This is a genomic window from Mannheimia haemolytica (assembly GCA_900638155.1).
GTDB classification, from domain to species: Bacteria; Pseudomonadota; Gammaproteobacteria; order Enterobacterales; family Pasteurellaceae; genus Mannheimia; species Mannheimia glucosida.
Genome location: LR134495.1, coordinates 1146546 through 1171695, shown reverse-complemented (window position 1 = coordinate 1171695; position 25150 = coordinate 1146546). Strand labels below are relative to the sequence as shown.

22 protein-coding genes are annotated in these 25150 nt (G+C 42.7%); 10 read left to right on the top strand and 12 right to left on the bottom strand.

From position 1 onward, the window contains the following. Positions 1 to 45 precede the first annotated feature (45 nt). From rnc to EL242_RS05930, 4 genes are all read right to left on the bottom strand, one after another. A complete protein-coding gene (rnc, locus tag EL242_RS05945) occupies positions 46 to 720 on the bottom strand; it encodes a ribonuclease III (RefSeq protein WP_126301888.1) in 675 nt (224 codons plus the stop codon). Positions 721 to 777: 57 nt separating this feature from the next. After that, positions 778 to 1737 carry a signal peptidase I gene (lepB, locus tag EL242_RS05940; protein WP_126301887.1) on the bottom strand — a complete coding sequence of 320 codons (960 nt, stop codon included), beginning with the start codon at positions 1735 to 1737 and terminating at the stop codon, positions 778 to 780. 135 nt (positions 1738 to 1872) lie between these two features. Next, positions 1873 to 3666, bottom strand: coding sequence for a translation elongation factor 4 (lepA, locus tag EL242_RS05935; protein WP_126302723.1), 1794 nt, complete (start codon positions 3664 to 3666; stop codon positions 1873 to 1875). Between the two features lie 176 nt (positions 3667 to 3842). Continuing rightward, a complete protein-coding gene (locus tag EL242_RS05930) occupies positions 3843 to 5078 on the bottom strand; it encodes a Zn-dependent hydrolase (RefSeq protein ID WP_126301886.1) in 1236 nt (411 codons plus the stop codon). 101 nt (positions 5079 to 5179) lie between these two features. On the opposite strand from EL242_RS05930, the gene pepE reads away from it, so the two are divergent. The 10 genes from pepE (at position 5180) to EL242_RS11615 (ending at position 13757) form a co-directional block, all read left to right on the top strand. Beyond that, positions 5180 to 5884 carry a dipeptidase PepE gene (gene pepE, locus EL242_RS05925; RefSeq protein WP_126301885.1) on the top strand — a complete coding sequence of 235 codons (705 nt, stop codon included), beginning with the start codon at positions 5180 to 5182 and terminating at the stop codon, positions 5882 to 5884. A 10-nt stretch (positions 5885 to 5894) separates the two neighbouring features. Continuing rightward, positions 5895 to 7187, top strand: coding sequence for a C4-dicarboxylate transporter DcuC (gene dcuC, locus EL242_RS05920; RefSeq protein WP_126301884.1), 1293 nt, complete (start codon positions 5895 to 5897; stop codon positions 7185 to 7187). Between the two features lie 49 nt (positions 7188 to 7236). Then, positions 7237 to 8505 (top strand): amidohydrolase, encoded by a 1269-nt coding sequence (locus EL242_RS05915; protein ID WP_126301883.1) that lies wholly within the window; start codon positions 7237 to 7239, stop codon positions 8503 to 8505. A 179-nt stretch (positions 8506 to 8684) separates the two neighbouring features. Further along, a complete protein-coding gene (locus tag EL242_RS05910) occupies positions 8685 to 9914 on the top strand; it encodes a pyridoxal-phosphate-dependent aminotransferase family protein (RefSeq protein WP_126301882.1) in 1230 nt (409 codons plus the stop codon). Positions 9915 to 10074: 160 nt separating this feature from the next. Next, entirely contained in the window at positions 10075 to 10557 is a 483-nt protein-coding gene (locus EL242_RS05905) for a DoxX family protein (RefSeq protein WP_126301881.1), read from the top strand. Between the two features lie 32 nt (positions 10558 to 10589). Beyond that, entirely contained in the window at positions 10590 to 10892 is a 303-nt protein-coding gene (locus EL242_RS05900; protein ID WP_126301880.1) for a hypothetical protein, read from the top strand. 123 nt (positions 10893 to 11015) lie between these two features. Then, on the top strand, positions 11016 to 11936 hold the full coding sequence (locus EL242_RS05895) for a DUF692 domain-containing protein (protein WP_172595371.1): 921 nt from the start codon (positions 11016 to 11018) through the stop codon (positions 11934 to 11936). Further along, positions 11926 to 12657, top strand: coding sequence for a DUF2063 domain-containing protein (locus tag EL242_RS05890; protein ID WP_126301878.1), 732 nt, complete (start codon positions 11926 to 11928; stop codon positions 12655 to 12657). The genes EL242_RS05895 and EL242_RS05890 overlap by 11 nt, the downstream gene beginning before the upstream one ends. A 349-nt stretch (positions 12658 to 13006) precedes the next feature. After that, positions 13007 to 13588: a sigma-70 family RNA polymerase sigma factor gene (locus EL242_RS05885; RefSeq protein ID WP_126301877.1), complete on the top strand. Its 582-nt coding sequence runs from the start codon at positions 13007 to 13009 to the stop codon at positions 13586 to 13588. Position 13589: 1 nt separating this feature from the next. Continuing rightward, positions 13590 to 13757: a zf-HC2 domain-containing protein gene (locus tag EL242_RS11615; protein ID WP_126301876.1), complete on the top strand. Its 168-nt coding sequence runs from the start codon at positions 13590 to 13592 to the stop codon at positions 13755 to 13757. Between the two features lie 118 nt (positions 13758 to 13875). Here EL242_RS11615 and EL242_RS05875 read toward each other — a convergent pair whose 3' ends face one another. The 8 genes from EL242_RS05875 to allD form a co-directional block, all read right to left on the bottom strand. Next, complete coding sequence (locus EL242_RS05875) at positions 13876 to 15234, bottom strand: NCS1 family transporter (protein ID WP_172595350.1); 1359 nt, start codon at positions 15232 to 15234, stop codon at positions 13876 to 13878. A gap of 2 nt (positions 15235 to 15236) precedes the next feature. After that, positions 15237 to 16616, bottom strand: a complete 1380-nt coding sequence (allB, locus tag EL242_RS05870; protein WP_126301875.1) for an allantoinase AllB — start codon at positions 16614 to 16616, stop codon at positions 15237 to 15239. 102 nt (positions 16617 to 16718) lie between these two features. Further along, positions 16719 to 17954, bottom strand: a complete 1236-nt coding sequence (locus EL242_RS05865) for a M20 family metallo-hydrolase (protein ID WP_126301874.1) — start codon at positions 17952 to 17954, stop codon at positions 16719 to 16721. Positions 17955 to 17962: 8 nt separating this feature from the next. After that, positions 17963 to 18151: a hypothetical protein gene (locus tag EL242_RS05860; RefSeq protein WP_126301873.1), complete on the bottom strand. Its 189-nt coding sequence runs from the start codon at positions 18149 to 18151 to the stop codon at positions 17963 to 17965. A gap of 30 nt (positions 18152 to 18181) precedes the next feature. Continuing rightward, positions 18182 to 19786, bottom strand: a complete 1605-nt coding sequence (locus EL242_RS05855; RefSeq protein ID WP_126301872.1) for an L-lactate permease — start codon at positions 19784 to 19786, stop codon at positions 18182 to 18184. Positions 19787 to 19970: 184 nt separating this feature from the next. Continuing rightward, positions 19971 to 20903, bottom strand: a complete 933-nt coding sequence (arcC, locus tag EL242_RS05850; protein WP_126301871.1) for a carbamate kinase — start codon at positions 20901 to 20903, stop codon at positions 19971 to 19973. A gap of 57 nt (positions 20904 to 20960) precedes the next feature. Further along, on the bottom strand, positions 20961 to 23960 hold the full coding sequence (gene fdrA / locus EL242_RS05845) for a DUF1116 domain-containing protein (protein ID WP_126301870.1): 3000 nt from the start codon (positions 23958 to 23960) through the stop codon (positions 20961 to 20963). 134 nt (positions 23961 to 24094) lie between these two features. Continuing rightward, on the bottom strand, positions 24095 to 25147 hold the full coding sequence (gene allD / locus EL242_RS05840) for an ureidoglycolate dehydrogenase (protein WP_126301869.1): 1053 nt from the start codon (positions 25145 to 25147) through the stop codon (positions 24095 to 24097). Positions 25148 to 25150 lie beyond the last annotated feature (3 nt).

The window sequence follows — 25150 nt, the reverse complement described above, 5'->3', positions numbered from 1 at the left end:
CCATTTAATTAAATCTTTAGCACAAGCGAGGACGCTTGCGCTATCTTACTTTTTCGTTTTAACCACCGCTAACGCTTTTTCTGCGGCATTTTGTTCGGCTTTTCGGCGGCTGGTGCCAATGCCGATAAACACTTCCTCGACGTTAATCACTTTGCAGGTCACTCGGAAGGTTTGGTTATGGGCTTCGCCTTTAATATCTAACACATTATATTCAGGCAAAGGTAATTTTCTGCCTTGCAAAAATTCTTGTAGGCGTGTTTTTGGATCTTTTTGGGCATCGCCCGGGCTGATTTCCGCCAGTAAATCAACATACCAATCCGCCACTTTTTCCATTGCTTTTGCCATATCTTGGTCAAGATAAATTGCTGCAATAATGGCTTCCACGCAATCGGAAAGAATTGATTCTCGGCGAAAACCACCACTTTTTAGCTCGCCCGGTCCTAATTTCAGGTAATCGCCTAAGCCAAATTGACGGGCAATAATGGCTAAAGTTTGTTCACGCACAAGCGTCGCACGCATACGGCTTAGCTCGCCTTCATTTGCTTTTGGGAATTTGTCGTATAAGGCTTTGCCGATGGTAAAATTTAAAATGGAATCACCTAAAAATTCAAGGCGTTCGTTATTTTTTGAAGCAGCACTGCGGTGCGTTAAGGCTTGTGTGAGGTAATCAAGGTTATGAAATTGATAACCTAATTTTTTCTGTAATCGTTCTAATTGCATAAATTCTTTATTTATTAATGACTGAGGGGCGAATTGCCATTCGCCCCCTACACTACATTATTCAATAGTGGTAAACATTCTGGAAAAACGCAATCCGGTTGGGAATTCGTTTGGTTTTTTATCTAAACTTAGCCAGATAAATGTAGCTTTACCGACAATATTTTTTTCCGGTACGAAACCCCAAAAACGGCTGTCTTCACTGTTGTCACGATTATCCCCCATCACAAAATAGTGTCCTTGTGGAACAACCCACTCGCCGTCTGTTTGTCCTTCTTGTTTATAGAAGTAAGGGGCATAATTAAACGCCATTGGGTGATTTAAAATTTGGTGGGTTACATCACCTTTTTCGGTACGCTCAAGTTGCATTTCGCCGTGGTAGAAAAACTCAGGGTTTGGTTTGCCTTCGCTGTATTCAAATGGCTTGGTTTCGCCATTTGCATTAGTCACCGTTAATTGTTGGGTAGCAAAATCGTATTTCACTTTATCCCCGCCTACCGCAATTACACGTTTAATGTAATCCACGTGAGGTTGAGCCGGTGCTTTGAAAACAATAATATCACCACGCTCCGGCTTGCCGGTTTCGATTAAAGTATTCTGCCAAATCGGATCTTTAATCCCATAGCTGAATTTATTCACTACCAAAAAATCGCCCACACGCAAGGTAGGTTCCATTGAACCGCTTGGAATTTGAAACGGCTCAAATAAAAACGAACGCAATACGGTAACAAAGAATAAAATACCAAACAGGGAGGCAAAAAATTCCCCAACTGCCGATTTCGGTTGGATTTCTGCCTTTTCTTCTTCGGTTAATGCTCTGCCTAAGCGTTTTTGTTGCTGGGCGATTGCCAGTTTACGTCTTGGGTCGGCACTAAATTTATAGAACGCCCAAAATCCGCCGCAGATGATCACTAACGCCACTAAAATAATTGAAATTGTATTTGGCAGTTGCATTGAATCCAACCATTTCCAAATACCGTAAATAATGCCTAGAAAAATAATCGGCATAAATTGTGCCATTTGATTTCCTCTCTGTTTTTAGGGCGAAAAATTTTTCGCCCCTACCTATGAACCCCTACCATGAAATAGGTTTTGCAAAATTTTGTGCAAATACGACCGCTTGCAAGCGGTTTAATTCCGCATTTATTTTGCAAATTATTCTTTACCGACGTGTAAAATCGCTAAGAATGCCTCTTGCGGAACTTCTACATTACCGAGAGATTTCATTCGTTTTTTACCCTCTTTTTGTTTTTGTAGTAGTTTTTTCTTACGGCTCACGTCACCACCGTAACATTTCGCCAGTACGTTTTTGCGTAGCTGTTTTACCGTAGAACGGGCAATAACGTGGTTGCCGATAGCCGCTTGAATCGCAATATCAAATTGCTGGCGAGGAATCAGCTCACGCATTTTTTCCACTAATTCACGCCCACGATAAGCCGCATTCGCACGGTGAACGATAATTGCCAACGCATCAACACGCTCACCGTTGATCATAATATCTACACGCACCATATCTGCATTTTGGAAGCGTTTGAAACCATAATCTAATGAGGCATAACCACGAGAGGTTGATTTTAAGCGGTCGAAGAAATCCAACACCACTTCGCCCATCGGGATTTCGTAAGTTAATGCAATTTGGTTGCCGTGATACACCATATTAGTTTGCACGCCACGTTTTTCCACACATAAGGTAATCACATTACCTAAAAACTCTTGTGGCACAAGCATATTACACTCTGCAATCGGCTCACGAATTTCCGCAATATTATTGATAGCAGGCAGTTTTGACGGGCTATCCACATAAATGGTTTCGCCACTGGTTTGTACCACTTCATACACTACCGTTGGAGCAGTAGTAATCAGGTCTAGATCATATTCACGCTCTAATCGCTCTTGAATGATCTCCATATGCAGCAAGCCTAAGAAACCACAACGGAAACCAAAACCTAATGCACTCGAAGTTTCCGGCTCATAGAATAAAGAGGCATCATTTAAGCTCAATTTACCTAAAGCATCACGGAAGGCTTCGTAGTCATCTGAACTAATCGGGAACAAACCGGCATATACCTGCGGTTTCACTTTTTTAAAGCCCGGTAGCACATTAGTTGCCGGATTGTGATGATGCGTTAAGGTATCGCCCACCGGCGCACCTAAAATATCTTTAATCGCACACACCACCCAGCCTACTTCGCCGGTTTTGAGTTCGGTAGTATCTACTTGTTTTGGCGTGAAGATACCTAAACGATCTACATTGTAAGATTGTCCGGTACTCATCACTTTAATTTTATCACCTTTTTTCAGCACGCCGTTTTTCACACGCACCAAAGAAACCACACCTAAATAGTTATCGAACCAAGAGTCAATAATCAAGGCTTGTAATGGTGCTTCCGGATCACCTTCCGGTGCAGGGATTTTCTTCACGATTTCTTCTAAAACATCTTCAATCCCTAAGCCTGTTTTAGCAGAACAACGCACCGCATCAATCGCATCAATACCAACAATATCTTCAATCTCTTCTGCTACACGCTCCGGTTCGGCTGCAGGCAAGTCGATTTTATTTAAAATCGGCACGACTTCTAAGTCCATTTCAATCGCGGTATAACAGTTTGCCAACGTTTGAGCCTCAACCCCCTGCCCTGCATCGACTACCAATAATGCTCCTTCACAGGCAGCCAGTGAGCGAGATACTTCATAAGAGAAATCCACGTGCCCCGGTGTGTCGATAAAGTTAAGCTGATAAGTTTCACCATCTTTCGCTTTATAATTTAAGGTCACACTTTGTGCTTTAATGGTGATGCCACGCTCACGCTCCAGATCCATTGAGTCTAATACTTGAGCTTCCATTTCACGGTCTGATAAGCCGCCACACGTTTGAATTAAACGGTCTGATAAAGTCGATTTACCGTGGTCGATATGAGCGATAATCGAAAAGTTACGAATATTTTGCATTTTCATCGGGCAGTTAATGTCCTGTTTTGTTATTTGTTTATCGAAAAATTAATCGGGGAATTGTACTTGAAATACAAGGTTTTGCAAAGGAAAAGAAGAGCAAACAAGCGGTTGTTTTTGCTTAAAAATTTGCAAATTTCTTTGTAAAAACACCCGCTTGTTAATAATAGGTAAGATCAAACTATTTCTGCCAGTTCTAGCACAGCCTGTTGCAGCACACGAATACCGGCTTCAATATCTGTCCACTCGGTAAATTCAAGTGGATTATGACTAATGCCTAAATGAGAAGGTACGAATAACATACCTGTCGGACAAAGCGTTGCCATATGCATCGCGTCGTGTCCTGCACCGCTTGGCATAATGTCATAACTATAGCCTAATTTCTCCGCAACTTGAATTAAATGAGTTACCATTTCTTCAGCTAAGACTATCGGTTTGTCTTTTGAAATCAGCTGTAATTCAATGGTTAAACCTCGTTTTTCTGCCACTTCCTTGATTTTATTTTGTAATGCGATAAAGACAGATTCTCTCGCTTCAAAATGTGTACCTCGAATATCCACTAATAATTCCGCATAACCAGGAACTACATTCATTACACCCGGTTTGGCGGTTAAATTACCTGCGGTTGCGACAGTTGAATGCCCAGCTTGAATTGCCGCATTTTCTAGCTCTAATGCTAATTCTGCTGCCCCCAGTAAAGCGTCGTGGCGATAATGCATTGCCGTTGCCCCTGAATGGTCGGCTTGACCTTGAATTTTCACAATAGCCCGAATCGGAGCAGCAATGCCGGTCACAATCCCGATGGTTTTCTGTTCGTTTTCCAATCTTGGACCTTGCTCAATATGCAATTCCAAAAAGCATTTAAATTCTTCCGGCTGTCGTTTGGCTTGATTAACGCGATTGAAATCCAGCCCAATCGCATCTAATGCCTGAGCCAAACCTAAACCTTGTTTATCGCTTAATTTACTTAATGTTTCTTGGGTTGCAATACCACACATCACTTTGCTGCCCAGTGTGGCATAATTGAAACGGCTGGATTCTTCACAAGCAAAGATGATTAATTCAAGTGGGTAACGGGTTTGCTGTTTGTTTTCACAAAGTTGAAAAAGTGTTTCCAGCCCTGCAATAGTGCCTAGTGTGCCATCAAATTTCCCGGCATTGACTACCGTATCAATATGCGAACCAAAGGCAACCGCTGGAAGGCTGTTATCAATACCTTGTTTTCGAATAAATACGTTGCCGATTGGGTCTATTTTGACCGAAAGATCGTACTGTTTGCACAAATTGATCACATAATCTCGGGCGTTGATATCCTGTTCAGAAAAGGCAAGTCGGGTTACTTCCCCATCAACTGATGTAAATGTTGCCAAATCTGAAAAAATCTGTTGAATTCTTTGCATATTTATTGACATAGGTCACCTCTTTTCTTAACCTGAAATAGGTAAAATTATATACAATCCTAAAAGAAGTAATAGCTGTTTTGATCAAAGAATATCTTATTAAGGAGACAACTATGAAAAATATGCTGTTAATGAGTGGTTCTAAGTATAAAAATACAGAGTATTTAGCTCATACGATTAAATGGCTAAAAGAGTTCCTAGCTGATTATAAGGGTAAGAAAATCGCCTTTTTGCCTTATGCAGGAGTAAGCCGAAGCTATGATGAATATGAACAAGTCGTGCAAGATAAATTCGCAGAGCTGGAATTAGAGATTGTATCTGTTCATCGAGCGAAAAAACACACCGAAATTCTCGAGCAAGCAGATGTAATTGCAGTTGGCGGAGGCAATACGTTTTGTTTGTTAAATCAGATGTATGAAAACAAGGTGCTGGATTGTATTCGTGAAAAAGTTGAAAACGGCACACCTTATTTTGGTTGGAGTGCCGGGGCGAATGTTGCCGGTGCATCAATTATGACCACCAACGATATGCCGATTACTTACCCTCCTTCATTTAACGCCTTAAATTTATTTCCTCATCAAATTAATCCACATTTTATTGCCGGCAAAATTCAGGGGCATAATGGCGAGAGCCGAGAAGAACGCTTGAAAGAATTTCTGATTGTAAACCCTAATTCGATTGTTTACGCCTTGCCGGAAGGAACTGCATTACATATTCAAGGCAATCAAGCAAAAGTATTAGGAGAAACAGCGGTGCTACAATTTAGCCAAGATATGCAGTTAAAAACCTTTGAGCCTAATAGCATATTCACTTACTAAGGAGAACGATATGGCGAATTTTAACTTAATCATTGCGATAGTGGGAATTATTGCCACCATCTATTTACTGATAAAAAAATACGAAACCAGAACGGTATTAATTGCAATCGGCTTGGGAATGGCGTTACTGACCTTACAACCAATGGCAGCCCTTGATGCTTTTGCCAAAAGTATGACGTCAAGCGGTCTGATTATGGCAATTTGTTCCAGCATGGGTTTTGCTTATGTGATGAAATCAACAGGTTGCGATAATCACTTAGTTCAACTTTTAACCAAACCGTTAAGCGGATTGAAATTTTTCCTGATTCCGATTGCAACTATTATCACCTTCTTTATCAATATTGCGATTCCATCGGCAGCAGGTTGTGCTGCTGCGGTAGGAGCAACTTTAATTCCTGTGTTGAAATCATCAGGGGTTCGTCCGGCTATGGCTGGAGCAGCAATTCTTGCCGGTACATTTGGTTCAATGATGAGTCCGGGTTCTTCACACTCTGCAATGATTAGTGAAATGTCGGGCTTAACAATTACTGAAGTTAACCTCTCTCACGCTCCTTATACGATGATTGCCGGTGCAATTGGTGCTATCACCTTAACTATTCTTGCACTTATTTTCAAAGACTACAGCAAAGAGCATCGTGATGCTTACTTACAAACAGCCGAACATACCCAAACTGAATCCGGCAATACAAACATTCTCTATGCGATTGCACCTTTAGTGCCGTTAGTGATTTTAGTGATTGGTGGAACATCGTTACAAGAAATCTCTTGGTTGAGCTGGACCAAAATGGGCGTGCCGCAAGCGATGTTAATCGGTGCTATTTACGGCTTACTCGTTACCCGTACATCACCAGCTAAAATTACCAATGAATTCTTTAACGGAATGGGCAATGCCTATGCAAACGTGTTAGGTATTATCATTGCGGCAGGGGTATTTGTGGCAGGTTTAAAAGCAACGGGAGCGATTGATTCCGCCATTGAATTTTTAAAACACTCAAACGAATTCGTACGCTGGGGAGCAACTATCGGCCCATTCTTAATGGGATTGGTCACAGGTTCGGGCGATGCAGCAGCTATTGCCTTTAACACTGCCGTAACCCCACACGCAGCAGAGTTAGGCTACACCCACGTCAATTTAGGTATGGCAGCCGCTATTGCCGGCGCTATCGGGCGAACAGCTTCACCAATTGCCGGTGTAGTGATTGTATGTGCCGGCATTGCCGGAGTGAATCCGGTTGAAATGATTAAACGCACCGCCCCCGGTATGGTGCTTGCAACCTTATTCTTAGCCCTCTTTATGCTATAACCCTATTGCCCTTTATCAATAAAGGGCAATTTTCTAGAAGGAGAACAGTATGACGATTTCATTACCGCAATTAATTGAATGGCGACGTGAGTTTCATCAATTCCCTGAAACAGGCTGGAGCGAATTTTGGACCACATCCAAAATTGCCGATTACTTAGAACCACTTGGCTTTGAAATCTTGCTGGGTAAGCAAATCATTAACCCCGATTTTGTGCGTGGCAGAAACCTTGCGATTGTAGAAAAAGGGATTGCACGAGCCAAAGCCTATGGAGTAAACCCGACATGGCTCGAAAAAATGGAAGGTTACACCGGCTGTGTAGCGGTGTTTGATTCAGGTAAACCGGGCAAAACCATTGCTCTACGCTTTGATATTGATTGTGTCGATGTGGCTGAAACTAAAGATCCGAATCATCGAGCCAATCAACTTGGTTTTGTTTCTCGCAACGAGGGAGAAATGCACGCCTGTGGTCATGATGGACATATTACTATCGGCTTAGGTGTGGCTCATTGGCTAATGGCAAACAAAGACAAGCTCACAGGCAAAGTTAAAATCGTCTTCCAGCCTGCCGAAGAAGGTGTGCGAGGTGCGGCAGCCATCGCTGCAAGCGGTATTATTGATGATGCCGATTACTTCGCAGGCTCGCACATCAGCTTCTGTGCGAATAGTGGAACGGTATTAGCCGATCCGAAAAATTTTCTTTCCACAACCAAGATTGATATTCGCTACAAAGGCAAACCGGCACACGCAGGGGCTACACCCCATTTAGGGCATAATGCCTTACTTGCTGCTGCTCACGCAGTTACTCAGCTACACGGTATTTCTCGCCACGGCGAAGGAATGAGCCGCATTAATGTTGGTATATTTAAAGGGGGTTCAGGGCGAAATGTGATTCCATCCGATGCCGAAATTAAACTTGAGGTGAGGGGCGAAAATAAAGCTATCAATCAATATATGGTTGATCAGGTAATGCAAATCGCCAAAGGAGTTGCCACCGGTTTTGCGGTGGAATATGAAACCGAAATTATGGGCGAAGCAGTAGATATGGTTAATGATGCCGAATTAGTTGAATTAATTAAAGAAATTGCGATTGCCCAACCTCAAGTTCACAGCAGCGATCAAGATTATTCTTTTAATGCCAGTGAAGATGCCACTATCCTTGGGCAGCGTGTGCAAGACAATGGCGGCAAAGCGATTTACTTTATCATCGGAGCCGATCGCACGGCCGAACATCATCAAGCCGAATTTGATTTTGATGAATCACAGTTATTAACCGGGGTAAATATCTATACTACTCTGATTGAAAAATTATTAGCTTAATACCAAAGCCCTGAATGTATTCGGGGCTTATTCCCTTTGCTTGTAAATTTTTTAAAAAATTTGACCGCTTGTCATTATTTATTACAAACAACTTCACTCAATATAAAAAGTATTGAGTATCAACAAATTTTTATTGTAGAATCGATAAGTTTTTTTAATTCAATTAAATAGGAAATGTTATGCAATTCAGAGAAATTAACCCTTCCCCACGTTTATTAATGTGTCCCGGCCCAACAGATGCCGATCCTCGAGTTTTGCGTGCAATGTCAGCACCGATTTTAGGGCAATTCGACCCAGAATTTACGTCCCTGATGAATGAAACAATGGAAATGGAGCGTCGTCTTTTCCAAACTAAAAATGAACAGACTTATGTGGTCAATTCAACGTCTCGTGGTGGTTTAGAAACAATCTTAACCGCAGCTATTTGCCCTGGCGATAAAGTGTTAATTCCTGCATTTGGTCGTTTCGGCTATTTATTAAATGAAATTCTCGCTCGTAGTGGTGCAGAGATCACTATTATTGAAAGAGAATGGGGAACAGTGTTCGAACCGGAAGAAATTGAAGCAGAATTGAAAAAGGGTGGCTATAAAGCTGTTGCCATCATTCACGGTGAAACCTCAACCTCAATGATGCAACCCTTAGAAGAAATCGGCAAAATTTGTAAACAATACGATGCAATGTTGATTGTGGATACCGTTGCTACCTTAGGCGGTGTTGATATCCGTGTTGATGAATGGGGCATTGATGCTTGTATCGGCGGTACGCAAAAATGTATTTCTGCTCCATCAGGTACGGCCTTAATTACTTACAACAAACGCATTGAAGAGATTATCGCTAAACGTAAACGTGTAGAGAAAGGCATTCGTGTCGAGTCCGATATTGACGGCATACTCCCGCCTATTCCAAGTAACTATTTAGATTTAGCACAGCTGCAAGATTACTGGAGTCCCCGCCGTTTAAACCACCATACTGAAGCAACCTCTGCACAATATGGTGTTCACGAGGCATTACGCATTATTTTGCAAGAAGGATTGGAAGCTCGCTTTCAGCGTCATATTTTAAATGATAAAGCTTTATGTGCCGGTTTAGAAGCAATGGGTCTGAAAATTTTTGGTGATCGTAAACACAAAGCCCCTGTAGTTACCGCATTCCATATTCCGGAAGGAATTACCGGCCCGGCATTGCGTAGCGATATTCTGAATCATTTTGGTATCGAACTGGCAACGTCATTCGGCCCATTAGACGGTAAAGTTATCCGTGTTGGTAATATGGGTTTCTCTAGCCAAAAACGCAATATTTTATTGACATTAGGTGCATTAGAAGCGGTACTTTTAAGCCACAAAGTCAAAGTGCCATCAGGAGATGCGGTAGCTGCTGCACTTGCTGTCTATAAAGAAGCTGAGAAATAATTTTTCTCTTTCATAATTATCAATAAAAGCCTTATTTATCAATAAAATAAGGCTTTTATTTTTTATCACCATAAAGAAATTTTCCCACTTTTGAAAATTTTTTGTCAGAAATTACCGCTTGCTCTGTCTAATTTTCAGTTTTTAGTTTAAGGAGCATTTTATGTCATCTTGTTCAATTCAATCTTCTTCCCAATGTTGTGTGAAAAAAGCGATGATGACCGGTTTCGGTCTGCTGGTATTACGTCTATTCCTTGCTTACGAATTTATCGAGGCAGGATTAGAAAAACTGAATGGTGAAAATTGGTTTGCCTCTATTCAAGAGAGTTTCCCATTCCCGTTTAATGTATTGCCTGCCGACCTCAATTGGGTAGTCGCAACCGGTGCAGAAATCATTCTGCCGATTTTATTGGTGCTGGGCCTGTTTACCCGTTTTAGTGCCATCGGCTTAATGATTTTAACCGCTGTGGCGTGGTACGCCGTTCACGCCGGTAACGGTTACAATGTGTGTGACAATGGTTACAAAATGGCGTTGATTTATTTGGTAATGCTTGTACCGGTGCTGATGCAAGGCGCAGGAGCGTTATCTCTCGATTTTCTGTTACAGAAAAAACACCCAACCAAAATGTGGTTGAAATTCCTTTAATCTTTTAATCTTAATTCTTTGGAGAATGTTTAATGAAAAAAGCAACTTTAATGGCATTAGCCGGTGCATTAACAATGGCAACTGCAACCGTAAACGCACAAACAGACGCTGCAAAAGCAGACGCTTGTGTAGAAATGAAAGATGGTAAATGCGTAAAAACCAAAGCCGCTGAAGGCAAATGTGGCGAAGGTAAATGCGGTGCAACCTCTGCAGCACCAAAAGCAGCAGAAGGTAAATGCGGTGAAGGCAAATGTGGCGCAACTGCACCAAAACAAAGCGCACCGAAAGCCGCTGAAGGCAAATGCGGTGAAGGTAAATGCGGCGCTTCAAAATAAGACTGGTAGGGTGCGTTTGCTAACGCACCTGATCTGAACTTGTAAAAGGTGCGTTGGCAAACGCACCCTACAAGCGGTCAATTTTCCCCAACTTTTTACATCTCATTAAAGGAACCACAAATGCTGAAATTTACAGGCGCCGGTTTAGGCTACCGCCGTGATTTAGCGGACGGATTTTTATCTCTAACAGACAATAGTATTATTAACTTTATGGAAGTTTCGCCGGAGAACTGGCTCAAAATGGGCGGTCAGGCTCGTTATAATTTCGATAAAGTGGCGGAAAAAATTCCGCTGATTATTCACGGTTTATCACTCTCGCTTGGCGGTCAAGCCCCGTTAGATATGGAACTGCTCAAAGGCATTAAAACCATGCAACAGCAGTACAATTCCCACTTTTTCTCCGACCATCTTAGCTACTGCGAGTGCGAGGGGCATTTGTACGACCTACTGCCAATGCCGTTCACTGATGAGGCAGTAATGCACGTTGCCAATCGGATTAAACAGGTGCAGGATTATCTTGGAATGCAGATTTCACTCGAAAACACCTCTTACTACCTGCACTCGCCAACCAGTACAATGAACGAAGTTGAGTTCTTAAATGCGATTGCACAAGAGGCGGATTGCGGTATTCATTTAGACGTAAACAACATTTATGTAAACGGCGTGAACCACGGCTTGCTCGATCCGTTCGTGTTTGTAGATAAAGTGGATAAAGCCCGAGTGAACTACATTCATATTGCCGGCCACGATGAAGATCACGGCGCAGCGGAAGAGGTGAAAATCACTGAGGGTGAGTCGTTCAATATGGTCAAAGGCGAATTACGCCACTTGCCGACTTTACTGGTGGACACTCACGGCGAAGCGGTGCAGAAAACCGTGTGGGATCTGCTTGAATACACCTACGAACGCTTACCGCATATTCCACCAACGCTACTCGAACGTGATTTCAACTTCCCGCCATTCCAAGAGCTGATTGCGGAAGTGCAACACATCGCCAATTTACAGGCAAAATATGCAAAAATGGGGCTGAAAAATGCCGCTTAAACTGGTTGAAAATACAAAACCGAGCTTGAAAGAGACCCAAGCCGAGTTTGCCAATGCAATTCGCCACAACGATGTCAGCCTGATGAGCGGTAATGTATCGCCACAACGCTTAGGCGTGTATGCACGCTTAGTGCGCAACAATACATTGGGCTTTATCGACCGCTGTTATGTGGAGCTACCGCAACATATTTCGAGCGAACAGTGGCGTGAGGTGAAAGAAAAATTTGTGCGGGAAGGCAAGGCGCATTCGCCATTTTTCCAAGATATTGCCGGTGAGTTTTTAACTTTCTGTCAAGAACACGCCTGTTTTGAACCGCACTTACTTGAACTGATGGACTTTGAAAACGCACAACTGCTGGCAGAAGTCTCAATGGCAAATGTGCCGGCAGAGTTTGAATGGGATAACGACACCGTAATGCAACTTTCGGGCGCTGCCGAACTGCGTCAATATGCGGTAAACTTTATCCGTAGCGAGTTCAAACAGTTTGAGGACGAGCCAACTAACGTGCTGATTTGGCGAGATGCGGAATTTGGCATCTATTACAACCGCTTGGAAGAGCTAGATTTCTTCCTGCTTAGCTCGTTGCAAGAGGGGGAAAATTCCCTGAATGGCTTACTGGCAGAACTCAGCGAGTTTACCGAGCAAAATCCGGAGCTAAAAGCCGTGTTACGCCAACTCTGGGAAAAATGGGTAACGGCTGAGGTGCTTTATCCACTCTAAACGTTACTTTTCTTTGCTTCGCCAAAGACAACGCTTGCGTTGAATGTTGCCGAAGGCAACAACCCGAAGGGCGAACGCAGAGAGTAAAAGTAACCAAAAGAAAGGCGACCCAAACTTCGCTTTGTTGCGATTTCCTTTACGGAAAATTTGTAAACTCGCTACGCTCAAACAGTACAAATTTTCCTAGAAATCGCAAGTCGCTCAGACGGGATAAGAGATGCATTATTTAAGATTTTTCGCAAAATTTTAGTTTTAACTCCCTGCTTGTTGAATCACAAGAGGCAATTTTTATAGAAAAATCAATTACAAGCGGTCAGTTTCGCTAAATTTTTTACCAAAGGATCATTCAATGAGCCAACCGGCTTTACGGCAAATTTCCCCCTCGCAGTTGGAAGATATTCGCCTGCAAATGGTGAAATTTGCCTTTTTACAGTTAAAAAATAACGAACTTGCCGAAGATGTGGTGCAAGAGGCGTTAGTCAGTGCTTATAAATACGCAGACTCATTCAAAGGCGAGTGTGCGTTAAAAACGTGGATTTTTGCAATTTTAAAAAACAAGATCGTGGATTTAGTGAAAGCCAAAGGCAAATTGGTGGCAGTATCTGAGCTGATGGAAGAAGACGATCACGATCTTGCCGATAAATTGTTTAATGAAAATGGCGGTTGGGATAAAGACGCTTATCAATCCAATGAGTGGAAGAACACCGAAAGCCATACCTATTCCGCTCAATTCTGGCAAGTATTTGAATTTTGCCTAAATAATCTGCCGGCAAATCAAGCTCGGGTGTTTATGATGCGTTCACACTTGGAGATGGAAACCGAAGAAATTTGCGCCGAGTGTGAAATTTCGGCAGCAAATGTGCATACGTTACTGTATCGTGCAAGATTGCAGTTACAGGTCTGTTTAAGCCAAAAATGGTTTGGAGCGTAAGATGTTAAATTGTAAAGAAATTACGGAACTCATTTCGCTTTCATGCGAACAAAAATTGAATTTTAAGCAGCAATTACAGTTAAAAGTCCATTTAATGATGTGTCCTCGCTGTCGAGGTTTTAAAAAGAACGCTCAGAAAGTAGAACAATTAATGAAAGAATTAAGATAGTATAGTCGCAATTACTGTATATCAAAATCGTAAAAGGCTAGCATTAAACTGATCTGCTAGCCTTTTTCAATCTATTATTCATCGGTAAATTTTTTGCAAAATTTTACCGCTTGTCATCTTATTGATGTTCTAGCACCGTCCCTTTACGGAAAGGTTCGGAACTTTTTAACACCCTCATCAAAATATAGTAACTCAAGCCTGATGGAATTAAGCTGACATACCAAGAGAGATCCACCACAATCAGTGAGCAAAGCGAACCGATAGCAATCGCAATAATTGCTGCCCAGTTAACGCCCTTGAAGATACCCTCTTTATTATAAAGGTCATTCACGTTTAAAGTTTGCTGTCTTAAGATGTAGTAATCAACCACCATTACCGCAAAAATCGGGCCTAAGAAAGCGGAGTAAATTTTGATAAATAAGGAAAGTCCTTCTGCTGATTCTGCCGTAACAAGTTTCCAAGGCATCACACACATCGAAAGAATACCGACTAAAATCGTGGCGTGAGACCATTTCATTTTAAAGGAATCCATTAAAATATAGGCAGGAGGCACAATATTATTTAGCACGTTAGTCGTAATCTGTGCAAAGGCAATAAATAATAATGTAATGACTGTAAGCACTTTATTATCCATTGCCGTGGCGAATACTTCGATAGGGTCACTATTTCCCGTAGCCGCAGTCACCAATAAGCCGATTAGCCCCATAAATAAGGTGACAGGTAGAATGGATAATACATAAATCACACCTGTTGTGGTTGCACCTGTGCCTGTTTTAACGTGGCGTGAATAGTCTGAAGCATTGAGAATCATCGTTGAATAGATCCCCAAGAAGGCTGTAGTCGCTGCCCAAAACGGCATTCCCCAAGAGCCTTCAATATTAGAGAAACGATCGCCTATCTGCACCGAGAATTTAGTGTTCACGACATACAGCATATAAGCCAAAATACCGATTAAGAACACCACCGATACATTTTCCAACCATTTAATGCCTTTAAAGCCATTAATGGATAGCCCAACTTGTAAGGCGGTAAATAGCACATAGACTATTGGTAGATTATCAAAGCCAAACAGGAGCTTTAAACACATATTAATCGCTCCTGCGCCCACCCAACTTTGGAAACCGAACCAAACAATCGCCGGCACACCACGCAAAATTCCCGGAATTTTCACACCCGTTGTACCAAAAGAACTACGCAGTTGGATTGGGAACGGAATGCCATATTTATGGCCGCCATTACCGATTAGCACTAAACCGATGGCAATGACAATACAACCGATTGACATTGCCAAAATAGCTTGTGTGACTGTCAATGCGCCAATTAAGCTTGCCCCCATTGAAAATGTCCCAATAGAAACACAACCACCTAAAAAGCTAGCCCAGTAGGAAAAATTATCCATAATCCGTTCTTTGGTCGGCTGAAGATCAACATTAACATTTTTAGCTAACTCAGGGCTGAGTTCTTTGTTATCCAACATAGCTATGCTCCTTCTGTTTTACGAATGAATTTACCAAAACCTTTACTATCAGTAAGCTTTCCGTCTTGAGCGATTACTTTACCTCGTACAATGGTACAAACCGGTAAACCTTTTCCTTTTTTGCCGACATAGGCAGACAGTTTGTTCACATATTGCAGATCTTCGGCTTTAATCTCCCACTCTTTATTTGGGTCAATAATGGTAAAATCAGCATCAAAGCCAACTTGAATATCGCCTTTTTGCCCGTAAATACCAAAGGCTTTTGCCGGTAATTTTGCCATTGCATTCGCCAGCACGCTCGGCGAGATCCCCCGTTTTACACAACCTTCATAGAAAGCAACCTGTACACAGCTTTGAATACCACTAATACCGCCCCACACATCAAATACCGTTTCAATTTTTTGACCTAAAATTTCATTATGCTTTTCATCATAGGAGCAAGGCGAATGGTCACTGGCAATACCGCTAAATGTGCCATCAACCACATAATCCCATAAGCGATCTACATCAGATTTTGAACGCAGTGGAGGAGCACATTTAAAGAGCGCACCTTTTTCGATTACATCATCTTCACTAAAGCAGAGATAATGCGCACAGGTTTCAGCGGTTATATCGTAACCTTCTTGCTGGGCTTCTTTGATTTTTTGGGCAACATCAGGGTGGCTAACGTGGCAGATGTGGGCTTTACAGCCGGTGGATTTGGCAATTTCGATAATATTAATGGTTGCGAGCATTTCTGCAATCAGCGGGCGGGAGTCTAAAAAAGCTTTCCAGTCTAAACGACCTTCATTTTTCATTCGTTGTTCTTGCCATTTGATGGTTGAAAAATCTTCGCAGTGGAAACCGGCTCGTCCGCCAAATTTTTGGATAATTTGCATTGCCTCAAAGGTTTGCCCATAATTCAGCGAAGCATAATCAGGCGAAACCGGCCCAATAAAGGATTTTAACGCAACACAACCTTTATCATTTAATTCGCTTAAATGCTCAAAGTTAGTTGGAACTAATCCGCCCCAGAAACAGTAATCCACATAAGCATTTGGCGATACTTTCGCTATTTTGGCATCAAAAATCTTAGCATCCGTTAATGCTGGCTCATTTTGCAACGGCATATCAATAATGGTGGTATAACCGCCTACTGCCGCTGCTGCCGTCCCGTGAGCATAATCTTCACGCCATTCATAACCCGGGTCATTTAAGTGAGCGTGGGTATCTATCGCCCCCGGAAAAACGTAATTGCCTTTCACATCAATCACTTCCCTTGCTTCAGGCTCCAAGCCTTCTGCTAAAACAGCAGCAATTTTTCCTGCATTCACGGCAATATTACCGTTGAAAATGGCATCGGATAAGACTATCTTCCCATTTTTAATGACGAGATCATACATAGCCAAATACTCCTTATGTTATGTTTGTAGTTGATTTTTATTAGTGGGGAATTTGCAAGCGGTCAAATTTTTCTAACAATTTGCAAACTCCCCGATTGCAATTTATTCGTCTAATAATTGTTCTGCCAATTCCTGTTGCAACACCGCCGCTTTTGCAAAATAGTGATATTCCGTAAATTCGACCGGTGTGTGGCTTCTGCCGTCTTTACTTAGCACAAAAATCATTACCGTTGGAATTTTCTGCCCGATTTCTAATGAATCGTGTCCTGCTCCGCTCGGTAAGCGTTTATAGCTAAACTGATGTTTTTGAGCTGAATTTTCCAAAATATCGAGCATTTTTTCAGATAGCGCCACCGGTTGAATAATCAACTTCGTTTCTTTTTCAAAAGTTGAACCGATTTTTGCCGTTTCTTCTGCAAGAGCTTGCTCAATTTTAGCGGTAATTTCTTCCACATTTGCCATATTTAGTGAGCGGATATCAACACTAAACACGACTTTTTCCGCCACAATATTAATCCCACCCGGTAGCACATTCATATAGCCAACCGTTGCCACCGTGCCGTCATTTTTCTCTCTTGCCCAGTCTGCAATTTGAGCAATCACTTTGGTTGCAACATCAACGGCATCTAAACGCATATCCATTGGTGTTGTGCCTGCATGATCGGCTCGCCCGTGAACAGTAAACATATGGCGATGTAAACCAACAATGCCCGTTACCAAACCAATTTCAATACCTTGAGTATCTAACACCGGCCCTTGTTCAATATGGGTTTCGATAAAATGCCCAATCGAACCCTCAGCCCATTTTGCATTTTCAATTTTTTCCGGATCTAATCCGTAGCCTTGCATCGCCTCATAATAAGAAATTCCGTCTTTGTCTTTATATTGGCGACAATAGTCCGGAGTACGCAAACCGAGCATTGCTCCAGAGCCAAAATATCCTGTGCCGAAACGCATTCCTTCTTCATCATTAAAACCTACAACCACAAAATTACGTTTAAATTTTTTGCCAGTTGCTTTTAATAAACGGGCGGTTTCTAATGCGGTAATCACCCCTGCGATACCATCATAATTTCCACCGTGAAGTACACTGTCATAGTGAGAACCGGACATCACACAAGGCAATTCAGGTTGCTCACCTGCTAAAATACCGAAAATATTGCCCGCTTCGTCTTCTTTAACTTGCAGTCCGGCTTCGATCATTAACTCTCTTAAATAATTAACCGCACTTCTCGCCTCTTGAGAAAAAGGCAAACGGGTACAACCATTGCCCGGTGTGGCAGTGAATTGTTTTAGATGTTCTAAATTTTGCGTAATACGCTGGGTAATCTGTTCCATTTTATGTCCTATTTCTTTCTATTTAAGATAAATACATCAATCGGTGAATATAGCATTGCACCAACCATCAGCACAAAGCCGATATGGATAGCGGTATTATTAGCCTGTGCAATGCCTAACATAATCAGTGCAAAGGCTAGCATAATCACGATAAAGGCTATGGTCATTTTGCCTGCTTTGGTTTTAAAAAAGTCCATTCATCTTATCCTCTGGTTCTTATCCTATAGTTAAAGCGAGGCAAAATATGCCACAACGCCGATGAATAACGTAGGTAATAATGTAATCCAAATGATAGTTTTCATTACATCACCTTCTTTACCGAGAATATTGGCGGTGGTGGTGCCTAAAATAATTTTACTTGGGCTGATTGCACTACCGATCGCCCCACCGGTAGTTTGTGCCCCTAAAATTGCCGCAGAATTTGCATTTAACAGTTTCGCGGTGGTCATTTGGAAATCTCCGAATAGAATATTAGAACTCATATTACTACCCGTCATAAAGGTGCCTAATAAGCCGATAAATGGCGATAAAATAACATAAGATTTCCCTAATACGGCTGCCATTCCCTGTGCTAGAACTGCCGTTTGCCCGGTTCCGCCCATAATTTTTGACATAATCACCAAACCCACTACGGCAATACCTGATGGCATCGTCATTGAAACCGATTTTGCAAAAATGGTTTTAGTGCCGCCTTTGCCAATCCAGCCTTTATGTTGATAATAAATTAAACCAATAATAGAAGACACAAACAGGAACATACTGGCGTGCGTGAAAATCGCAATCGGCGAATAAGCAGTATAAGCCTTATTCACAAAGCCATAACCTGTGACGGTTTCCGGGAAAGCAAAACCAAACTTAAATTGCGATAAAAACTGATTAACCGGCGTAATAACCAAAATTGCCAATGTCATCACAGAAAGGACAATATAGGGAATAAACGCCTGTAATAAATTCATATTTGGCAAGGCTTCCTCATTTTCTGTGGTTTTACTTCTATCCATAATCGGGCTGTCTTCCACACGCCAAACCGCTTTATACATCGGCATTTTGCTGATAACCACAATCGCTAAAATGGATAAACAGGCAGGAATAAAAGCAGAAATGGTGGTATTGACTTGGCTCAGTAGCAATTCACCACCGCCTTGAATAGTTGCGATGATTAAGGTGGCGACTACCCCTTTTTTCAGTGCTTTACCTCTGCCGTAGAACCATGAAATTGCCAAGCCTGTAATCACAATCCAAAACCATAAAAACGCAGCAGACCAAAGTGCGGTGAGGAAATAGTCATCACTGCCGATTTCAAGCCCTGCAGAAACAGCTAATGCGTCCCACGCAGCAGCTAGAGTACCAAAAGTATTCCCCCACGCTTGCCCTAATAGCGGTAGCACCACTGCCCATAACGGGCGAACACCAATCCCAATTAAAAGAGGGGCTCCAACCGCCACAGGGACGCCAAAGCCGGTAATGCCTTGTAAGAAACTTTCAAAGATCCACCCCATTGTCATGACCAGCAAGAGTTCATTCGGGAACAACTTACTCATTCCGACTCGAATCACTAAAAAGGCTTTTGCGCCATCACTGACTTGGTACATCAACACTGCCGTCCACACAATCAGCAAAATCACTAAGGCATTCCAAATACCTTTGGCGGACTCAATCGCAATTAATGAAACATCTGCTTGATAGAGAAAAACCCCTGTAAAAATCGTAATCAAAAGCCCAATAGGTGCAGCTTCTGTTGCGCCCCATTGGAATTTCACCATTAAAATAACTAATGTGATAATCGGCAATAACGCCATAAACCACATAAAAAAATTCACCGGAATATCCATTTGTTATTGAAACCTAATTGTAAAAAAATGTAGAAAAATGACCGCTTGTTGTGTTCACCATACGAGCCGTATGGTGCTAAATTAACTGAGCCACGCTGTGGCTCAACGCTCATACAAGTCACAAAGCGACTTGGCTTACCTATCCTAGCACGGCTCGTGCTAGGATAGAAAAGTGCGGTCAATTTTACGAATAAATCACCGTTCCCGTTTCGCCTGCAATACCCTGTGCAGCCTTATCCAGTAAGGTAATTAACGCTCTGCGGCCTGTGCCACTTTCGGCAAATTGTAAAGCAGCTTCCACTTTGGGTAGCATTGAACCTTTGGCAAATTGTTCTTCCGCAATATATTGGCGTGCTTGTGCTGTGCTTAATTCAGAAAGCCATTCCTGATTTGGCTTGCCCCAGTTAATCGCCACTTTTTCCACCGCCGTTAAAATAACCAAATAATCGGCATTCAGCTTTTGTGCTAACAACGAGCTGGCGTTATCTTTATCAATCACCGCATTCACGCCCACTAAACGCCCTTGTTCATCGCTCACCACCGGAATACCACCTCCGCCACAGGTGATGACAATATGTCCGGCATTCAGTAGGGTTTTAATAGTTTCTAACTCACGAATGCGTTGTGGTTTCGGTGAAGGCACAACAATGCGATAACCTCGCCCGGCATCTTCCATTGTACGAATGCCTTTTGCCTCTAACTCATCAGCTTCCTCTTTGGTTAAGAATCTACCAATCGGCTTATCCGGATTTTGGAATGCCTGGTCTGTCGGGTTCACCTCAATTTGAGACAAAATCGTGCTGACTTTCTGCTCAATACCACGGTTAAGTAGCTCATATTTGATCGCATTTTGTAAATCAATCCCGATATAACCTTGGCTCATTGCGACACTGGTCGGTAGCGGAATTTCATCTCCGGAATGTTTAGCAAAATCGTCCATTGCCCGCTGAATCATTCCCACTTGGGGGCCATTTCCGTGCGTAATCACAATATTTTTGCCTTGCTGTAATATATCAACAATTACTTTTGCGGTTTTTGCCACCGCTTCACGCTGTTCGTTCAAATTGTTCCCTAACGCATTACCGCCTAGGGCTAACACGATGGTTTGTTTTGACATTCTCTTTCCTTTTAAATCGTAGATACAATGGGCGAATTATAATTCGCCCCTACAGAATTATTCTGTAAACCCTAATTTTCTTGCATAGGCTAACACTGCTTTTTCAAAGCAAGCCAATGGTGGGCGAACCGTACCTGCACCAATTTGCCCAAAGCCTGCAACTTTGTGGGCAATACCGGTGTTAATCACAGGTGTAATGCCTTTTTCCACGACTAATCTGGCATCAATACCTAAACAAGCCCCTTGGAAATTCCAGTTCGGCACAATGTAATTTGGGTTACGGTCAATACAAATTTCCATCATATCGTTACTGGTACGAAGTGCATCTTCATAGCCTCCTGCACCTACAAATCGGGTAACTGCTGGAGCCGCAATCATCGCCATACCACCCACACCAAGGGTTTCGGTAATAGCCGAATCGCCAATATCTGGGCAAGCATCTTCACCGTCATAACCGGTGAAATATAAGCCTTGTGGCGTATTCACTGGCCCAACGAACCATTCATCGCCCATACCGGCAATACGGATACCAAAATGCACGCCATTGCGACACATTGCTGTCACCACCGTGCCTTCAGTGAGAGTTCTCGCCCCATCCATAACCGCTTTACAGGTTGCCATCATAATATTGAGGAAGAATTGATCCGTATCCGCTAAGAATTTAATGACGTCATATTTATCCTGTTCGGCAAGATCGCTCATCGCAGTAATACGAGGAGCTACTTCCTTGAAGAAAGACATTGAGGCAGCAATATTGCGTTGGTGGAACTCATCGCCCATCGCAATCGCTTTTGCCACGAGAGGATTTACCGCCAAGCCGTTTTCCATTGAACGAATAGCTTTACCGAGCGTAGGGCCTAATACATCACGCATCCACTCTAAGCGTTTTACTACTTCCTCTGAATAAGCACCAAAACGCAACACTTTGCCAATACCTTCGTTCATTGTGCAATAGGCAACATTGCCATCGGTTGCATTTTCCACCACCCACACCGGCATATTGGCAGTGGTAATGCCGCCCATCGGCCCAACTGCATTAACGTGGTGGCACGGCATAAATTTAATTTCGCCACTTTCCAATAAAGCACGGGCTGAAGTTTCGTCCGTTGCCCATTTTTCAAATAATACCGCCCCAACACAAGAGCCTTGCACGGTGTTTGGCATATCTTGATATTGAATTGGCGGGCCGGCGTGTAAAATCACTTTGCCTTCATTTAATTCTTTGATGACAGTTTTCGCTAATACGTTATCCCGAATAATTGGAGCAGCCGCAACCACTTTGGCAATCACTTTGCGGTTTGCTTCATCAATATTCACCGTCTGAGATTCATTTAAGAAATTCAAGGCTTTAATTAATTGAATGTTGCCGCCTGCCGGTGGTTGCCAGTTAAATTGCACCACTTGACAGCCAAATTTTTCCGCCACATCGGCAAAACTTTTCAGCCCGATGTTAATAATTTTCGGTTTTTCCGATAATAAGCGTAATAACGATTCAGAGGCAGGGGTATTTTCACCTTGCACTACAGTTTTCGCTTGGATCGGTTTTACCGGCTCATCAAAGTGCAAGCCTAATAAAGCGAGAGATTTTTCCACCGCACTTTTATTGGTTTCACAAACTTCAACGCCCGCCTCAACCAATTTACGCACCGTTTCATCATAACCTTGGTAATCACTACGAGTGCCACATACGGTCGCAACAAATGCCACCTCTCGATGTTGAGCTTTGGCTTTTTGTTGGAGTTCGTTAATGGTTGGAATCAATGCCGTTGCCATATCTTCGTGTGAGCCATAGCCTAACACGATGTCAAATAAAATCACGCCTGTGGTCGCATCATCGACGGCTTCACGCATCGATTCAATCCGTTTGGCAGGGTCGATCATCGGGTGTGGTTTACCTTGGGTGTAAACATCATCTCCTAAATCCACCACAATATGCCCGTCTTGCTTAAACATAAAGCCATCGGCTTTTGCCCCACTGCCCTCAATATTTAACGCATCTTTGAGCAACATTGCCGCCTCACCGGCAAGCGTACCGCCTGAATAATAGGCTTTTAGCGTCTTGCCACAAGCGGTCGAATTTGCCTGATTTTTTGCAAATGTCGGTATCGGCTCCTTACGCACAAGAGCAACCGCTAAACGAGCTGCCTCATCTAGCGTATAAGCGTGATAGAAATTCTCTTCGTGGAAGGTCGGTTTCTCACCAAGGAACAACGTAATCACAGGCTTACTATAACGGCTTAAGCGAGCAGAAATTTTCTCACGCACTGCTTTTGCCGGCGGTTTCGAGATCACAATCAGCACTTTGACTTTTTCGTTTTGCTCCATTGCCTCAATCGCATCGAGCATCGTAATACCGCCAATCTCTTCATACAGATCACGCCCACCTGTACCGATAGCATTTTCAACCCCTTCACCTAAACGGTCAATAATGGTAGTCAGCTCTTGAATCCCCGTGCCTGATGCCCCGATAATCCCGATAGAACCCGGTGTAACACTGTTAGTAAAGGCAATCGGCACACCTTGAATAATGCCCGTGCCGCAGTCCGGCCCCATGACCACCAAGCCTTTGTTGTGTGCTTTTTGTTTTAATGCTTTTTCATCTTCCACACTCACGTTATCGCTGAACATAAAAACATTCAAACCTTCATCTAAGGCTCGATTTGCCTCTAAAGCTGCATAAGCGCCCGGAATAGAAATAACGGCAAGATTAGCATCAGGTAATTTAGCCGTTGCTTTATTCCAAGACTTCACAATTTCAGTGCCACTTTGTACCGCACTTGCTTGGGATTTTTGTTTTAAAAACTCCTCTACTTTCTCCATCACGATATGGATTAACTCTTCACGCTCCACATCTGCTACAACCACCATATCATTCGGGGTCGCCTCTTGTAATTCCGGAGTATCTAACCCACTTTGGGCGAAAATATCTTTATTTGCCGGCGTTGCCATCATTACCGATACTTTGTTTACGCTTTCCAAACCGGAAATGGCATTTGTTAGTAACATTAACACCACCGAATCGTGGTAACTGCCTTTCTTTACAACGGTCTTTAACATATTTCTCTTCCTAAACTTTACTAACCTATACAAGCTTATATGAATAAATAAGCCAAGCTATCTTGCTGCTCTACTCACAGCTCCCAAGGAGCTGAATTAATTTAACCTAGCACGGCTCGTGCTAGGCTATCAGATTAATCCGCAAAACGGTTTTTATGATCGTAGCGGTCAAAGTGAATATCATCGCTAATTAAATATTCATACACTTTATCCACAATTTCAATACCACCGTTTGCATAATATTTATCACGACGCATTTCGGCACGTTGCCCCGGATAATAGACTTTATCATTGCCCGGTGCCGGTGGCATTTCGTTAAGCTCATTGATAGATTGTGCCATATTCTCACGGAATTGTTCTGCACCACAGAAACGAGCCGGATCAATCACAATGTGCATTTGCCCCAAACGGCGACCTTCGGATAAATCGTGATACATTGAAGAAACGTGCTTACCAAACGGCACACCTAATAAAATACCCGAGAAAATATCCACCATCATCATTAACCCGTAGCCTTTCGCACCTGAGATCGGCACTAAAGCGTTCACTTTGTTAGGATCAGTCACTGGGTTGCCATCAATATCTACTGCCCAATCCGGTGGGATAGATTCGCCACGAGAACGCTTATCTAAAATTTTCCCCCAAGCCTGCACGGTGGTTGCCATATCAAACACCACATTTCTGCCTTCATCAGCCGGTGCGGCAAAAGAAATTGGGTTTGTGCCGTAGTAAGGCTCTGCTCCACCATAAGGCACTGCCATTGGGTCTGATTGGCAGAATGAAATGGATAACAACCCTTCCTTAGCTGCCATTTCGGTATAGTAGCCAATCGCACCGCTATGGGAAATATTACGGATACCCACAATCGCAATGCCAGATTTTTTCGCCATTTCAATCGCTTTTTCCATCGCAAAGGTAGCTGCTACATAGCCACAGCCGTTATCCCCTTCAAAAATCGCCGACGCCGGGCCGGTTTCTTTCCATTCAAATTTTGGATCGTGGGTAATACCACCTTTAAAGATACGCTCACAGTAATATTCCATTCTCACTGCACCGTGAGAGTGATAACCCCGCTCATCTGACCAAGTTAGGATTTCAGCGGTAATATCTGCGTGCTGATCATTTAAACCGGCTTTCATTAACTTCGCTTTCATTAAGCCTTTTAATTCTTCTCTAGATAATTTCATAGT